This is a genomic window from Candidatus Igneacidithiobacillus taiwanensis, assembly GCF_031962545.1.
Lineage (GTDB): Bacteria > Pseudomonadota > Gammaproteobacteria > Acidithiobacillales > Acidithiobacillaceae > Igneacidithiobacillus > Igneacidithiobacillus taiwanensis.
Genome location: NZ_JAVRKK010000019.1, coordinates 17623 through 32375 on the forward strand (window position 1 = coordinate 17623; position 14753 = coordinate 32375).

Consider the following 14753-nt stretch of genomic DNA (forward strand, 5'->3'; position numbering starts at 1 on the left):
TAATGAACATCAACGCCTCCGAATTCAAAGCCAAGTGTCTGAAACTGATCGATGAAGTAGCTACGACGCATGAGCCTTTGGTCATTAGCAAGCGCGGCAAACCATTGGTCAAACTGGTTCCCGTTGTCGATGAAACGCCAGCAAGCATGTTTGGTTATATGCAGGGCACTATCACGATCCATGGGGATATTGTCGCTCCTGTAGATGATCTGTGGTCAGCAGAAAGTGGCGATGAAGATGATTTCTACACCAGCCCACCATCGGGCGATGATAAAAAATGAGCGGCGCCTTGCTACTCGATACGCATGTGTGGATCTGGTACGCAGAAGGCAGCAAGACGCAATTATCCTCCGCCGCCTTGGCTGCCATTGAACAGGCTAGGTCGGGTAACTGCCTCTACCTTTCCGCCATCAGCGTATGGGAGATTGGAATGCTCTGCGCCAAAGAAAAAATCAGCCTTTCGGCACCCATTGGCGAATGGATGCGGCGCGCCCTCAGCTTACCTGGTTTGCGCCTGCTGGTGCTGGATGCAGAAACGGCGTTGGAGAGCACCCAGCTCCCCGACAGTCCGCACGGGGATCCCGCCGATCGCTTCCTCATTGCAGCGGCCCGCGTCCATGGCCAGCGCCTCGTTACCGCGGACCGCAAAATCAGACGGTATGGTGAGGTCGGTCATGTCAAAATAATGGCCATCTAGCACAGAGGAGAAGCGCTTGAAAACCTTTTGTCTCGAACTCTCCGGCCCCTGGGCCTGCTTTACCCGCCCAGAAATGAAAGTCGAGCGCGTCAGCTACGACGTGATGACGCCCTCCGCAGCGCGCGCCTGCTTCGAGGCCATCCTGTGGAAGCCAGCCATCCGCTGGCATGTGCGCAAAATCGAAGTGCTAAAGCCCATCCGCTGGATCAACCTGCGGCGCAACGAGGTGGCAAGCGTAGTGTCTACCCGCAATGTCGAGACCGCGATGAAAAACGGCTACGGCGAACTGGCGCTCAACATCGAGGGCGACCGCCAGCAACGTGCCGGATTGTTCTTGCGCGATGTGGCTTACCGGGTGCATGCCGATTTGCAATTTCTCCCAGCGCACGATCCCAGTGGTAACGCGACGAAATTTTACGAGATGTTCGAGCGTCGTGCCGCCAAGGGCCAGTGCGTCAATCAGCCCTATCTTGGCACCCGCGAGTTTGCCGCGCGGTTTCGGCTCGTCACAGACATGGCCGCCGAATCGCCACCGATCAATGAGTCTCGCGACCTAGGTTTCATGCTGCACGACCTCGATTTCACCGACCCCGCCAATCCTCAGCCGCGTTTTTTCCGGGCACGCTTGGAGCAAGGCGTGGTGGACGTTCCCGCCTGGAACAGCGCGGAGGTGCACGCATGATTCTGCAAGCACTCGACGCCTACTACCGGCGCAAACAGAATGATCCCGACCCCTCCGAGCGCTTGCCCGCATTCGGGCTGGAAGAGAAAGAAATTCCCTTCGTGCTGGAGATCGACCAAGATGGAAAGCTGCTGAACATCGCAGATACCCGCAGCGCCGAGGGTAAGAAGAAAGTCGGTCAGCGTTTTCTGGTGCCCCAAGGCGTAAAGAAAACCTCCGGTATCGCCGCAAACTTGCTGTGGGATACGGCGGAATACGTGCTGGGCTTGGACGCGCGCGGCAATCCCGGGCGCGTTGCCGAGCAACATGCGGCGTTTCGCGCCTGCATCGAGGCGCTGCCGGACGACGTGCGCAATGATGAGGGCATTCGGGCGGTACTGGCGTTTCTCGATACGTTTCGCCTGGAATCAATTGCCTCGTTCGCGGCACTAGAAGACATAAAAGCCAGCAACCCTAACATCAGTTTTCGCCTTCACGGTGACATAGAACTCGTTTGCCAGCGCCCCGCCGTGATCGCGGCAGCAACCCACCAGACCGAAGATGCGCCAGACGGCATGTGTCTGGTCAGCGGTATGCCGACTGCCATCGAGCGGCTGCACCCCGCGATCAAGGGCGTCTGGGGCGCACAAACATCGGGCGCCAACATCGTGTCGTTCAATCTCGATGCCTTCAACTCCTACGGCAAGGCGCAAGGCGCCAATGCGCCGGTGGGCAAGGCCGCCACTTTCGCCTACACCACCGCCCTGAATCATTTATTGGCGCGAGGCTCGCGCCAGCGCATCCAGGTCGGTGACGCCTCCACGGTGTTCTGGGCAGAAGAACCGCACGACCTCGAAAATGCCATGGTGGACCTGTTCGGCGACCCTCCCAAGGACGACCCGGACAAGAACACCGACGCCATCAAGGCGTTGTACGCGTCCGTCAAAACCGGCCGGTTCAGCGTTGGCGGCATGCAGACGCGCTTTCATGTCCTCGGCCTTGCGCCCAACGCCGCGCGCATCAGCATCCGTTTCTGGGAGACGGCCACTGCGGCAGACCTTGCCAGGCGCATCGTTCAGCACTTCGACGACATCGCCATCGTACGTGCACCGCATGATCCCGAGCACTTGTCGCTGTTTCGCCTGCTGACTAGCGTGGCATTGCTGAACAAGGCCGACAATATTCCGCCCAACCTTGGTGGCGAAGTCATGCGCGCTATTCTCGAAGGCTTGCCTTATCCAGCTAGGCTGCTCAATCTGGCGGTAGTGCGTTGTCGCGCTGAGCAAAAACCGACCTATGCGCGTGCTGCCGTTATCAAGGCCTGCCTCAACCGTCATATACGTTTTCATAAAACCGCAGAGAAGGAGTTCACGCCCATGCTCGACCTCTCCAACAATAACCCCGCCTATCGATTGGGGCGGCTTTTCGCTACGCTCGAACGAATACAGGAGGACGCCGCGGGCGGCCCCGGCAAGCTCAACGCCACCATCCGCGACCGCTACTATGGTGCGGCTTCCAGCACACCGGCGGCCGTGTTTTCCACGCTGCTGCGGCTGTCGAAGCACCATCTGGGCAAGCTCGCAACCGGCCTAGCGATCAGTCGCGAGCGTTTGATTGGCGAAATCATGGACGGCTTCGACGCCGACACGTTCCCGCCGCGTCATCTTGCTCTTCCAGATCAGGCGCGTTTCGCTCTCGGTTACTACCAACAACGCCAAGCCTTTTTCGCTAAAACAGAATCCAAGACCCCGGAGGAAATCCAATGAGCCTCAATAATCGCTACGACTTCGTACTGCTGTTCGACGTGAAAGACGGCAACCCCAACGGCGATCCGGACGCGGGCAATCTGCCGCGGCTGGACGCCGAAACCGGCCACGGCCTAGTGACCGACGTGGCGCTCAAGCGCAAAGTGCGCAACTTCGTTACCATGACCCGCGACCAGGAAGCGCGCGACCCGCAACCCGGCGAGAAGCGGTTCGAGATTTATGTCCGCGAGAAGGCCATCCTCAACCAACAAAACCAGCGCGCTTACTCCGCGCTCAAGCTGGACACTGAACCCGTCGAATCGGCGTTAGAGGAGAGTGTCGACAAGCCGAGTGACGCAAAAAAGTCCGCCAAGGACAAGAAGCGCAAAGGCAGCGGCGACGACGTGAACAAGGCGCGCGACTGGATGTGCCAGAACTTTTTTGATGTGCGCACCTTCGGTGCCGTCATGTCGACCGGCGTCAACTGCGGCCAGGTGCGCGGCCCGGTGCAACTCACATTCGCACGCTCGGTCGATCCCATCATTGCGCAGGAGCACTCCATCACCCGCATGGCCGTGGCGACCGAGGCCGAAGCCGAAAAGCAGGACGGCGACAACCGCACCATGGGCCGCAAACATACCGTGCCGTATGGCCTGTATGTCGCGCACGGCTTTGTTTCCAGCTTTCTCGCCAGACAGACCGGCTTCGATGAGACCGACCTGGAACTGCTCTGGCAGGCTCTGACGCAGATGTTCGAGCACGACCGATCCGCCGCGCGCGGCGAGATGGCCACACGCGGGCTCTATGTATTCAGGCACGATTCAGAACTCGGCAATGCGCCAGCGCACGACTTGTTCGATCGCATCGAGGTGAATCGCAAAGCTGGCGTAGAAGTACCACGCGGCTTTGCCGATTACGAAGTATTCGTAAATGACACAGAAATGCCATCAGGGGTTACGCTGCTTCGCAAAATATGAGGAGAACGCACGATGTCCGAAATCCACTTTATTGTTGAAGAGGCGCCGGAGGGAGGCTTCATCGCCCGTGCTGTAGGAGCGGATATTTTTGCCGAGGCCGATGATCTGCCCGCGTTATATGCGCTGGTACGGGATGCAGTGCACTGCCATTTTGAGGATGCGCAGTGCCCCAGACTTATTCGTCTGCATATTACCCGCGAAGAGGTACTGGTAGCGTGAGGCTGCCGCGTGACCTCACTGGCACTGAGTTGGTTCGACGGCTCGGGCATGTGGGTTACACCGTGACGCGGCAGACGGGAAGCCACATGCGCCTGACCTGTGTGGCACGAGGCGAGCATCACATCACTGTTCCTCGCCACGATCCACTACGTGTAGGTACATTGGCCGCCATTTTGGACGCAGTGGCTACGCATCGCGGCGTTAGTCGCGAGGCGTTATTGGATTTGTTATTTGAGAAATGACGGGGACCAATCATGGAAGCCGCCGAAGATCCCGTTCCGCTTTCTGCCCTCCAGCACTGGGCTTATTGCCCGCGTCAATGCGGATTGATTCATTTGGAGCAGCAATTTGAGGACAACGTTCACACTGCTCGAGGGCAGGCGGTGCATCATCTGGTGGATACGCCGGGATATGAGGTGAAGCGCGGCGTGCGGGTGGAGCGGGCGTTGCCCCTCTGGTCAGATCGTATTGGTCTGATCGGCAAGGCAGATTTAGTAGAGTTCCATCCAGATGGCAGGATATATCCTGTAGAGTTCAAGCATGGACGTAAACGTGGCCGCATCCATGATGACATTCAGCTTGCCGCCCAGGCCATGTGTCTGGAAGATATGCTCGGTCGCCCTGTACCCCAAGGCGCCATCTACCATGCCAGCAGCCATCGGCGGCGCGAGGTCGACATCACCGAGGATTTGCGCGCTCTTGTCAGCGAGACTGCCGATGCGATTCGCGCCATGCTCGCCTGCGGCATCCTCCCACCGCCAGTAAACGATGCGAGGTGCCGGGAATGCTCACTGCGAGAAATTTGCCAGCCCGAGATGCTGGCGCAGCAAACCCAAATGGACCGGCTGAAACAATACCTGTTTTCGCCGGATGATGAAATTAGTACATGATGTAGAGGGATTCTGTCATGCAGCAAATTCAAAATACCCTTTACGTCATGACCCCCCTATCCTATGTACATTTAGACAACGCGACCTTGCGTGTAGATGTGGACCATGAGAAACGCCTGCAAGTCCCGCTGCATCATGTCGGTACACTGGTATGCTTTGGTGACGTGATGGTGTCGCCTGCCCTCATGCACCGCTTGGCGGAAGAGGGGAAGTCGCTGGTGTTATTGGATCGTTTTGGTCGCTTCAAGGCGCGTTTGGAAGGGCCCATTTCCGGAAATATCCTGCTGCGTCAGGCTCAGCACCGAGGAGCGGGAAATGTTGATATTTCCAGAGAGTTTGCGCGCGCCTGCGTCGCTGGAAAAATCCGTAACAGCAGAACTGTGCTCCTGCGCGCTGCTCGTGAGGCAAAAGAGGCGGGCGACGCTAAGCAGCTTACTGGTGCAGCCAATCACCTCGCCGCATCGCTGCGTGCTACTGCCGAAGCGTCCACCATAGATGCGCTGCGCGGCATAGAAGGCGATGCCGCACGCAGTTACTTCTCGGTTTTTCACCATATCATTAAGCCCGCTATGCGTGAGCAATTTCAGTGGAGCGGGCGTACCCGGCGTCCACCATTGGACCGGATCAATGCCTTGCTCTCATTTCTTTACGCCATGCTGATGAACGATTGTCGCAGCGCGTTGGAAACCGTTGGTCTGGATCCGCAGCTAGGATTTTTACATGTAGTCCGCCCGGGGCGCGCGGCATTAGCACTGGATTTGCAGGAGGAGTTTCGCGCTCCCATCTGCGACCGGCTCGCACTCACCCTTGTGAACCGAGGGCAACTAAGCGAGAACGATTTTGAAGACCGCGAGGGTGGAGCCGTCCTGCTGGGTGATAAAGGTCGACGCAAGGTGGTCGCTGCTTGGCAGGAACGTAAACAAGAAGAAATCACCCATCCTCTCTTGGAGCAGAAGGTTCCTATTGGACTATTACCTTTTGTGCAGGCGCGGCTAATGGCGCGCGCCATCCGTGGGGAAACTACGGGGTATCTGCCATATCTTAGCCGTTGAGGAGGAGTAAACATGCTCATCATCGTCACTTACGATGTTTCTACAGAAACGGCGGCGGGGCGCCGGCGCCTGCGCCGCGTGGCCAAAGCCTGCGAACGGGTTGGCCAACGTGTGCAGAAATCTGTTTTTGAATGTCAGGTCAATCAAATGCAGTACGAGGCTTTTGAGCGCACGCTGCTGGCGGAAATAGACGAAGAAGAGGATAATCTACGCTTCTATCGCCTCACAGAACCCACCGAACTGCGTATTAAGCAATATGGAACCTTCCGATCCATCGACTTTAATGGCCCTCTTATGGTTTGATGCGCGAACCTGGATCGGCGTCGCAAAGGCCGCCCTTTCGCGCATGGTCTATCTTCCTGTTCTATCAATATTTTTATTGGAGACTCTGGGCGTCATCAAAGGTTACCAGGTGGCTCTATCTACCATTCGCGGCACACACAAAGAAAACTGTTCATTAACAAACTACTGCAACAATGCGGTATCGCCCGGCTAATAAACCGGGCGTGGATTGAAACACCATTGCGGAGGAAAAGTAATGGCTATCAAGCTGTATCGCCCGGCTAATAAACCGGGCGTGGATTGAAACTTGCGCTATCTGCTGGATTTGAGAAGCCAGCACGTATCGCCCGGCTAATAAACCGGGCGTGGATTGAAACCCAATCCTTGGGCCGTGCCGGGTGCAGCTCGATGGTATCGCCCGGCTAATAAACCGGGCGTGGATTGAAACAAAAGACGAAGAAGGCTCAACTGCTGCTGCGTTAAGTATCGCCCGGCTAATAAACCGGGCGTGGATTGAAACCTGCCATGGAATGTTGGTCCCCGTCCAGTACAGCGTATCGCCCGGCTAATAAACCGGGCGTGGATTGAAACCACGGTAAGCAAGTCAATCGTCTTCGCGATAAAGGTATCGCCCGGCTAATAAACCGGGCGTGGATTGAAACTTTTATATCCTCTGACCGATGGTGTTCGTACCAGGTGTATCGCCCGGCTAATAAACCGGGCGTGGATTGAAACCAAGACGCCACTCCGGCGCGCACGCCTGCCGACGGTATCGCCCGGCTAATAAACCGGGCGTGGATTGAAACCCGAAGTGGCTGGATCGGTACGTCGACGGCGGGACGTATCGCCCGGCTAATAAACCGGGCGTGGATTGAAACATGCACGGGCTGATGGTAACGGGCCGCAAGGTCTGGTATCGCCCGGCTAATAAACCGGGCGTGGATTGAAACATATTGGCTCCAAAATTGCCCCCACCACTGGCAGGTATCGCCCGGCTAATAAACCGGGCGTGGATTGAAACATATAGCACGCAATCCCAAGTTTCCCAGTATTCGTATCGCCCGGCTAATAAACCGGGCGTGGATTGAAACATACGATACTACAGACTCAGACAGTGCAGCAGCTGTATCGCCCGGCTAATAAACCGGGCGTGGATTGAAACCAGTCGAGTTTTACGCTTTCGCAAGTATCGGTCGGTATCGCCCGGCTAATAAACCGGGCGTGGATTGAAACCCAATGCTCATTTACGATACCGGCGTTATCGTCGTATCGCCCGGCTAATAAACCGGGCGTGGATTGAAACAGTTTGGCTATGAGTTCCTTGGACCACGGGGTAGGGTATCGCCCGGCTAATAAACCGGGCGTGGATTGAAACTTTTTCCGCAACTCATTAAACCGTTCCTGCAATTGTATCGCCCGGCTAATAAACCGGGCGTGGATTGAAACGCTGGCAAACATGAAGTACGCATTAGCGTTGACCGTATCGCCCGGCTAATAAACCGGGCGTGGTGTCAGCGGGCAACCCTATGGCGCCCCTTGAGGGTCACCGTAAAGGCGTTATTGCTGGTGCAGTTGTCGGGGTCGCAAACTTCCATGGAATCGAACACCTTACAGTACAGTTGTTTTATGGCGTATGAGGTAGGGCAGCAGGCATCCGAAACGCACGAGATCCCTTGCTCTGTACTGGAGCTGCGTCGTCGGCCGCGGTGGGCCGGCGCATGAGCGACCCGGGCGGATGGGGGCAGTGTACGGTGAGGCTTGGTGCGATGCTGATCGCGACAAAGCGCGCAGCCTGCGATGGGATACCGCGAGCCTAGGGGTGTGGGTCGGTTGGTTTACTGGTGTTCAGTTGTGCTATCCTCTTTCGCACTGGGTAGCAGGTTGAATAAATGTTGTTGGTACTTTTGTTGGCGTTCTGGTACAGGGCGATATGTAACAGAAAGGTATTTTGGTAGTCAGTTGCATGCAATTTGCCCGCTGGAAACGAGACCAACTCGCGGTACCATTTGATAGAAAAAGCCCGGGCAGCCCGGGTTTTTTTATGGGCGTCGGGATGCCTACGGAGACAAAAATGCGCTTTTCTTACAGATACTTAGTAGCGATAGCATTAGTCGCCACGGTGCCCCTCAGTGGTTGCGTGGCTTTACTCGGCGCCGGTGCTGGCGCTGGCGCCGTTACCTATGTCGAAAACGGCGGGGTGGCCAATTACTATGCGTATTACCCGGTAACGGTGGCGCAGGCCGCCCAAGCCACCCAGTCCGCTTTTGGGCAGGTGGGTATCCGCTACGAAGGCATGATCCAGAAGAGCCCCAACGAGGTTCTCATAGAGGGTAGCGATCAGCAGGCGCAGCGGGTCAAGGTCACCATTACTTCCATGGCGACGCAGGTGAGCAAGGTCAACATTCGCGTTGGTACCTTCGGTGACAAGCGTCTGTCGTTGGCCTTCCAGCAGGCTCTGGCCAACCAACTCGGTCTGCAGCCTTTGGCTGCGAGTTCGGTAACGAGCCAAGCGCCCGCCGCGCCCGCCCCAGCGCCAGCTCCTCAGGAGCCGGAGCAGCAGACCATCCCGCTACAGCAGTAAGGCTCAGTTACCCTGGCCGACGGCTTCGGCAATGTTGGCAAAGCCGTCGCGCCGCAGTAGCTCAGGTAACGTGCTCGTTAGCTCCTGCAGCATCGGTGCACCGCGGTAGAGCCAGCCGGTATAGCTCTGCAAGAGGCTGGCACCAGCAAGGATGCGCTCATAAGCATCCGCTGCGCTCGTTACCCCGCCTACGCCAATGATCGGCACCCGCCCGCGCACCGTCCCGTGCAGGGTGCGCAGCACCGCGAGCGCCTGTTGTCGCAGCGGCCGTCCACTCAGCCCGCCCGCCTCGGCGGCATGGGGCCAGTCGTGGGGCCGGGAAATGGTCGTATTGGTAGCGATGAACCCCTCCAGAAGCGGCTGCGCTTCCCCAGCCAAGCTGCCGATCTCCTGAATTTCTTCGCTTGCCAGGTCGGGGGCAATCTTGAGCAACAAAGGTCGCACTGTTGCCTCGCCCGCCAGCTCGATACGCAGTTCTCGCAGTCTTGCCAAAAGTGGGCGCAGGGCCGCCAAGCTCTGCAACTGGCGCAAACCCGGTGTGTTGGGTGAGCTGACGTTGACCACCCAGTAGTCAGCAAAGGGATGCAGCGCCCGCAGCAGTTGCACATAGTCCTCTACCGCCCGCTCCAGGGGGGTCTGTTTATTTTTACCGAGGTTGATACCGACGGGGATGGCCAGGCGCCCATAGCCAGCCAAACGCTCGCGCACCCGCAGCATGCCTTCGCTCGGAAAGCCCAGACGATTGATGATTGCTTCCTCGGCAGGATAGCGAAACAGCCGGGGCGACGGATTGCCGGGCTGGGGAAGGGGGGTAACGGTACCGATTTCGACAAAGGCAAAACCCATGGCAGCAAGGGCGGGCAGGGCGCGGGCATCTTTGTCGAAGCCGGCGGCAAGGCCCAGGGGGTGCGCAAAGTCCAGGCCCCAGAGGCTTTGCCGCAGCATGGGATCGAGCTGCGCGCTGTCGGGCCAGAGCCATGCGCGGGTACGCGGCATTCTGCCCAGGGCCTCGAGGGCATGCATGGCAAGTTCGTGCGCCCGTTCCGGGGCGAGACGAAAGAGCCACTGCCGAAGCTGGTTTTCGATCATGCCCAGTCCCGTGGGGTCAAGAACTCTGCCTTGAGCCGTGCCTCGGCGCTATCGGGCTCGCCCTGCCAGTCGTATTCCCAGGCTGCCAGGGGTGGCAGGGACATGAGAATGCTCTCGGTGCGCCCGCCCGATTGCAGGCCAAAGAGGGTGCCGCGGTCATACACGAGATTGAACTCGACATAGCGGCCCCGCCGCAGCAGTTGAAATTGCCGCTCCCGGCCGCCGTAGGGTAGGTTGCGGCGGCGTTCGACAATGGGTAGGTAGCTGGGCAGAAAGCTCTGCGCCACCTCCTCCCAGAAGGCCTGAATAGCCTCCGCATCGCCATGCAGATCGTCAAAAAAAATCCCACCAACACCGCGCATTTCGCCGCGATGGCGGATGGTGAAGTAATCGTCACACCACGCCTTGAAACGCGGATAGTAGGCGGGATCGTGACGGTCGCAGGCGGTTTTGAGGGTGCGATGAAAATGCGCTGCGTCTTCCGCAAAACCGTAAATGGGCGTTAGGTCAGCCCCGCCGCCAAACCACCAGGTGGAGCCGGCGCGAAAAAAACGGTAGTTCATGTGGACGATGGGCACATAGGGATTGCGTGGGTGCAGGACCAAGGATACGCCCAAGGCATCAAAACTTTGCCCGGCGAGCTCTGGGCGGTTGGCCGTGGCCGAAGGCGGCAGCTGCTTGCCATGCACCCGGGAGAAATTTACTCCCGCCTTCTCGAAGAGATCGCCCTCGGCGAGGACGCGGGTGCGACCGCCCCCGCCTTCCGCGCGCTCCCACAAATCCTCACGAAAACTCGCCACCCCATCGGCGGCGGCAAGTTGGGTGCAAATGTCGTCCTGCAAGTGCAGGAGGAAGGCTTCCAGGGCTGCTAGTTGCGGTGCACTCATGCTCAACTCCTCAGAATCTTGCCGCTGCGGGCATCGATGATGCGGCTAGGTCGTCCTTGCCCGCCCAAGCGCGCCGGCAGGACCACGATATTCCGACCGAAATACCGATAGAGTTCGCGCAGGGAGCGTGCTGGGCGCTTTCCGGCGGGGTTGGCGCTGGTGGAGACGATGGGCGCCCCAAAGGCGCGGCACAGTGCGCGTACCCCGGCATGCGAACTCACTCGCAAGGCGATGCCATCATGGCGACCCCGAATCCAGGTTGGGCAATGCGCGGACGCGGGCAGGACCAGGGTGGTGCCCGGCCAATAGTCGCCCGGCTGCAAAGCCAATGGCTGCTTCGCCTGCCAGTAGGGTAGGGTCTGCCCGACCGTGGCGGCAACGAGAAGTACGCCCTTTTTTTGTGGCCGCTTCTTCAGTGCCAGCACCTTGCGGAAGGCGCGCCGATTGCGCGGGTCGCAACCCACGCCCCAAACCCCTTCGGTGGGATAGACGAGTACACCGCCTCGCCGCAGCTGGGCTGCGGCCTTGCGCAGGGCGGCGCGGCGCGGGTGGCGGTGCAGCATGCTAGGTGCGAGGGCGGGCGCGCCAGCCGATGTCGTGCCGCAACTGCATCCCCGGCCAGCGAATTTTGTCAGCCAGGGCATAGGCTTGTGCCTGGGCGGCGCTGATACTCGGTGCGAGGACCGTCACCCCCAGCACTCGTCCGCCGGCAGTGACCAGACCGCCATCTTGGGTACGGGTGCCGGCATGGAAGACCTTCGCCGTGGCGGTATCCAAAGTTGTCTCCAGGCCGCGAATGGCCTGCCCCAGCTGCGGCGCATCGGGATAGCCAGGGGCGGCCAGTACCACACAGAGGGCCAATTCTGGCTTCCAGTGCAGTGCCGGCGGCAGAGGATTGCCGAGGGCAGCTGCTTGCAACACGGCAAAGAGATCCGACTCCAGGCGCATCAGGAGGGGCTGGGTTTCCGGGTCGCCAAGGCGGCAATTGAACTCCAAGACCTTGGGGCCGCTGTCGGTGATCATCAGACCGGCGTAGAGAAAACCGCGATAGGGCAGTCCCTCGGCCTGCAGGGCGCGGGCCATGGGCTGCATCACCTCGCGCCGCACGCGCTCACTCATTGCCGCATCGAGAATGGGGGTAGGGGAGTAGGCCCCCATGCCGCCGGTATTGGGACCTTGGTCGCCATCGCCTAGGCGCTTGTGGTCTTGGGAGCCCGCCAGGGGTAGGACTTGCCCATCGGCAATGATGGCAATGAAACTGCCTTCCTCGCCGTACAAGAATTCCTCGATCACCACCGGCCCCCAGGCGAGAAAGCGCTGCAGAGCCTCCTCGGCCGCCGCTTGCGTCTCGGCAATGACCACGCCTTTGCCCGCAGCCAGTCCGTCGGCCTTGACCACGATGGGCAGGGACTGCTGCGCCAAAAAGGCAAGCGCCGGCGCAAGTTCGGTAAAGCGGCCGTAGGCCGCGGTGGGGATGCCATGGCGTTGCATGAACTCCTTGGCAAAGGCCTTGCTCCCCTCGAGGCGCGCGGCTGCTGCATTGGGGCCAAAAACCGCAAGACCGCTGCGGCGCAAGGCATCGGATACCCCGGCCACGAGTGGTGCCTCGGGTCCGATCACCACCAGGGAGACCCCCTCGGCATGGGCGGCTGCCACTACCGACGCGGCATCGAGGGGGGAGATGGGCAGGTTGCGGCACTTGGCCTCGGCGGCGGTACCGGGGTTGCCCGGCACGCACAACACCGTTTCCACCGCTGGCGATTGTGCCAGCTTCCAGGCGATGGCGTGCTCGCGACCACCGCTGCCCAGGACCATGACCTTGTTCATCGCTACTCCCCTTACCCGTGCCGAAAGTGCCGTACGCTGGTGAAGATCATGGCGATCCCGTTTTCGTTGGCGCTGGCAATCACCTCGGCATCACGCACCGAACCACCGGGCTGAATCACTGCCTTTACCCCTGCTTTGGCGGCGGCATCCACACCATCCCGAAAAGGGAAGAAGGCATCGGAAGCGAGGACTGCGCCCTGCAAAGAAAAGCCGAGTTCTTCTGCCTTGGCGGCACCGCAGCGAGCGGCATCGACGCGACTCATCTGTCCTGCGCCAACGCCCAAGGTGCGCCCATCGGCGGCATAGACGATGGCATTGGAGCGCACATGTTTGGCAACCTTCCAGGCAAAGCGCAGATCTTGCAGCTCCGCGGCGCTCGGCTGGCGCTCGCTGACCACCCGCCACTGCGCCTCATCTTCGACGAGATCGTCATACTCCTGCAAGAGCAAGCCACCACGAATGCGCTTGTAGTCCCAGGCACCGGGCTGCCGCCACTGTGCAACGTCACCAAAGGCCAGTACCCGCAAATTCTTCTTGCGCGCCAGGATAGCCGCTGCCTCGGCATCGATTGCCGGCGCCAAGACCACCTCGATGAAGGATTCCGTCAGCAGTTGCGCCACGCTGGCATCGATGGGGCGATTACAGGCAATGACGCTGCCAAAGGCAGAGACCGGGTCTGCCGACCAAGCGCGGGCAAAGGCATCGGCGGCATCGCGCCCAATGGCGGCGCCGCACGGATTCCCGTGTTTGATGATGGCGCAAGCCGCCTCGGAAAACTCCACCACCAGATTTACCGCCGCGTCGCTGTCGCTCAAATTGTTGTAGGACAGCTCCTTGCCCTGTAGCTGCTGCGCCTGAGCAAGGCCGGAAGCGCTGCCGTCGGCATAGAAAGCCGCGCGCTGGTGCGGGTTTTCGCCGTAGCGCAGCCCTTGTTTTTGCGTCAGTTGCAGGGTGAGTACCTGGGGGAAATCATTGGGTTCTTCGAGGCTGTCGAGGTGACGGGATAGATGGTTGGCAATCAGCCCATCGTAGCGGGCGGTGTGGGCAAAGACCTTGGCGGCTAGCCGAAAGCGCAGCTTGGCACCCACGCCCCCCTGGCTGGCGTGCATCTCCTGCAGCACCAAGGGATAGTCCGCGGGGTCGACGAGCACCGTTACCCCCTGCCAGTTTTTGGCACCGGCGCGCAGCATGGTCGGGCCGCCGATGTCGATCTGCTCGATGGCTTCGTCGAGGCCCACGCCTTCCTTGGCAATGGTCTCTGCAAAGGGGTAGAGATTGACGCAGAGCAAGTCGATGGCGGGAAAGCCCTGTTCCTGCATATCTTGTTGGTGACGAGCATCGTCGCGGCGCGCCAGTAGTCCGCCGTGGATTTTGGGGTGCAGGGTCTTTAGGCGCCCATCGAGCATTTCCGGAAAGCCCGTGTAGTCGGCAACCTCGATCACCGGCAGCCCCGCCTCTCGCAGCAAACGCGCCGTGCCGCCGGTGGAGAGCAACTCCACCTGATGCGCGACCAAGCCCCGGGCAAAGTCCACTACCCCAGTCTTGTCGGAAACACTGATGAGAGCCCTACTGATACCGCCCATATCGACCTCTTGTTCGCTACTGCCCCCGCGGGCACTGAAATAAAAAAGGTACGATCAGGAAACCTGTCGTACCCAAACCTCCTGATGGAGGGAGCGTTAGCCTCGCATCGGCAGCGCCGAGCGAATGCGTGCATGATATGCCTTCTTTCGCTCCCTTTGCAATACCCTGTATGCGTCCACCACCTTTGGCACTGTGGTAGATGTTGGAGGAGGAAGGATAGCGGTGGTTTCTGTCCGAGTCGATGGTGTGGCCGTTCGGCGTT

Annotated in this window: 16 protein-coding genes and 1 CRISPR repeat array; of the genes, 11 read left to right on the top strand and 5 right to left on the bottom strand. The window is 59.6% G+C overall.

Annotation, left to right across the window (positions count from 1 at the left end):
- Positions 1-2: 2 nt before the first annotated feature.
- From RTI30_RS04625 to RTI30_RS04670, 11 genes are all read left to right on the top strand, one after another.
- Positions 3-281 (top strand): type II toxin-antitoxin system Phd/YefM family antitoxin, encoded by a 279-nt coding sequence (locus tag RTI30_RS04625; RefSeq protein ID WP_312262735.1) that lies wholly within the window; start codon positions 3-5, stop codon positions 279-281.
- Positions 278-697 carry a type II toxin-antitoxin system VapC family toxin gene (locus tag RTI30_RS04630; RefSeq protein ID WP_312262734.1) on the top strand — a complete coding sequence of 140 codons (420 nt, stop codon included), beginning with the start codon at positions 278-280 and terminating at the stop codon, positions 695-697. Before RTI30_RS04625 ends, RTI30_RS04630 begins: the two co-directional genes overlap by 4 nt.
- Before the next feature lie 16 nt (positions 698-713).
- A complete protein-coding gene (gene cas5c, locus RTI30_RS04635; protein WP_312262733.1) occupies positions 714-1379 on the top strand; it encodes a type I-C CRISPR-associated protein Cas5c in 666 nt (221 codons plus the stop codon).
- A complete protein-coding gene (gene cas8c, locus RTI30_RS04640) occupies positions 1376-3124 on the top strand; it encodes a type I-C CRISPR-associated protein Cas8c/Csd1 (protein ID WP_312262732.1) in 1749 nt (582 codons plus the stop codon). The genes cas5c and cas8c overlap by 4 nt, the downstream gene beginning before the upstream one ends.
- Positions 3121-4080, top strand: a complete 960-nt coding sequence (cas7c, locus tag RTI30_RS04645; protein WP_312262731.1) for a type I-C CRISPR-associated protein Cas7/Csd2 — start codon at positions 3121-3123, stop codon at positions 4078-4080. Before cas8c ends, cas7c begins: the two co-directional genes overlap by 4 nt.
- A 12-nt stretch (positions 4081-4092) precedes the next feature.
- Positions 4093-4299: a hypothetical protein gene (locus tag RTI30_RS04650; RefSeq protein WP_312262730.1), complete on the top strand. Its 207-nt coding sequence runs from the start codon at positions 4093-4095 to the stop codon at positions 4297-4299.
- Positions 4296-4541, top strand: coding sequence for a type II toxin-antitoxin system HicA family toxin (locus RTI30_RS14260; protein WP_409449676.1), 246 nt, complete (start codon positions 4296-4298; stop codon positions 4539-4541). The genes RTI30_RS04650 and RTI30_RS14260 overlap by 4 nt, the downstream gene beginning before the upstream one ends.
- Positions 4542-4553: 12 nt before the next feature.
- The gene (gene cas4 / locus RTI30_RS04655) at positions 4554-5189 is read left to right on the top strand and encodes a CRISPR-associated protein Cas4 (protein WP_312262729.1); all 636 of its coding nucleotides are present in this window, start codon (positions 4554-4556) and stop codon (positions 5187-5189) included.
- A gap of 17 nt (positions 5190-5206) precedes the next feature.
- Complete coding sequence (gene cas1c, locus RTI30_RS04660; RefSeq protein WP_312274694.1) at positions 5207-6241, top strand: type I-C CRISPR-associated endonuclease Cas1c; 1035 nt, start codon at positions 5207-5209, stop codon at positions 6239-6241.
- Positions 6242-6253: 12 nt separating this feature from the next.
- Positions 6254-6544 carry a CRISPR-associated endonuclease Cas2 gene (cas2, locus tag RTI30_RS04665; protein WP_312263226.1) on the top strand — a complete coding sequence of 97 codons (291 nt, stop codon included), beginning with the start codon at positions 6254-6256 and terminating at the stop codon, positions 6542-6544.
- A 178-nt stretch (positions 6545-6722) separates the two neighbouring features.
- Positions 6723-8040: a CRISPR direct-repeat array (repeat unit 37 nt; unit sequence GTATCGCCCGGCTAATAAACCGGGCGTGGATTGAAAC).
- A gap of 554 nt (positions 8041-8594) precedes the next feature.
- Positions 8595-9104 (top strand): DUF3568 family protein, encoded by a 510-nt coding sequence (locus tag RTI30_RS04670; protein ID WP_312263225.1) that lies wholly within the window; start codon positions 8595-8597, stop codon positions 9102-9104.
- Between the two features lie 3 nt (positions 9105-9107).
- On the opposite strand, the gene RTI30_RS04675 is transcribed toward RTI30_RS04670, so the two are convergent.
- From RTI30_RS04675 to purH, 5 genes are read right to left on the bottom strand one after another with little or no spacing between them, the layout of a single operon-like run.
- A complete protein-coding gene (locus tag RTI30_RS04675; protein ID WP_312263224.1) occupies positions 9108-10193 on the bottom strand; it encodes a quinone-dependent dihydroorotate dehydrogenase in 1086 nt (361 codons plus the stop codon).
- Positions 10190-11080, bottom strand: a complete 891-nt coding sequence (hemF, locus tag RTI30_RS04680; RefSeq protein WP_312263223.1) for an oxygen-dependent coproporphyrinogen oxidase — start codon at positions 11078-11080, stop codon at positions 10190-10192. Before hemF ends, RTI30_RS04675 begins: the two co-directional genes overlap by 4 nt.
- 2 nt (positions 11081-11082) lie before the next feature.
- The gene (locus RTI30_RS04685; protein ID WP_312263222.1) at positions 11083-11643 is read right to left on the bottom strand and encodes a Sua5/YciO/YrdC/YwlC family protein; all 561 of its coding nucleotides are present in this window, start codon (positions 11641-11643) and stop codon (positions 11083-11085) included.
- A 1-nt stretch (position 11644) separates the two neighbouring features.
- Complete coding sequence (purD, locus tag RTI30_RS04690; RefSeq protein WP_312263221.1) at positions 11645-12907, bottom strand: phosphoribosylamine--glycine ligase; 1263 nt, start codon at positions 12905-12907, stop codon at positions 11645-11647.
- A gap of 11 nt (positions 12908-12918) precedes the next feature.
- The gene (purH, locus tag RTI30_RS04695) at positions 12919-14490 is read right to left on the bottom strand and encodes a bifunctional phosphoribosylaminoimidazolecarboxamide formyltransferase/IMP cyclohydrolase (protein WP_312263220.1); all 1572 of its coding nucleotides are present in this window, start codon (positions 14488-14490) and stop codon (positions 12919-12921) included.
- Between the last annotated feature and the right edge of the window lie 263 nt (positions 14491-14753).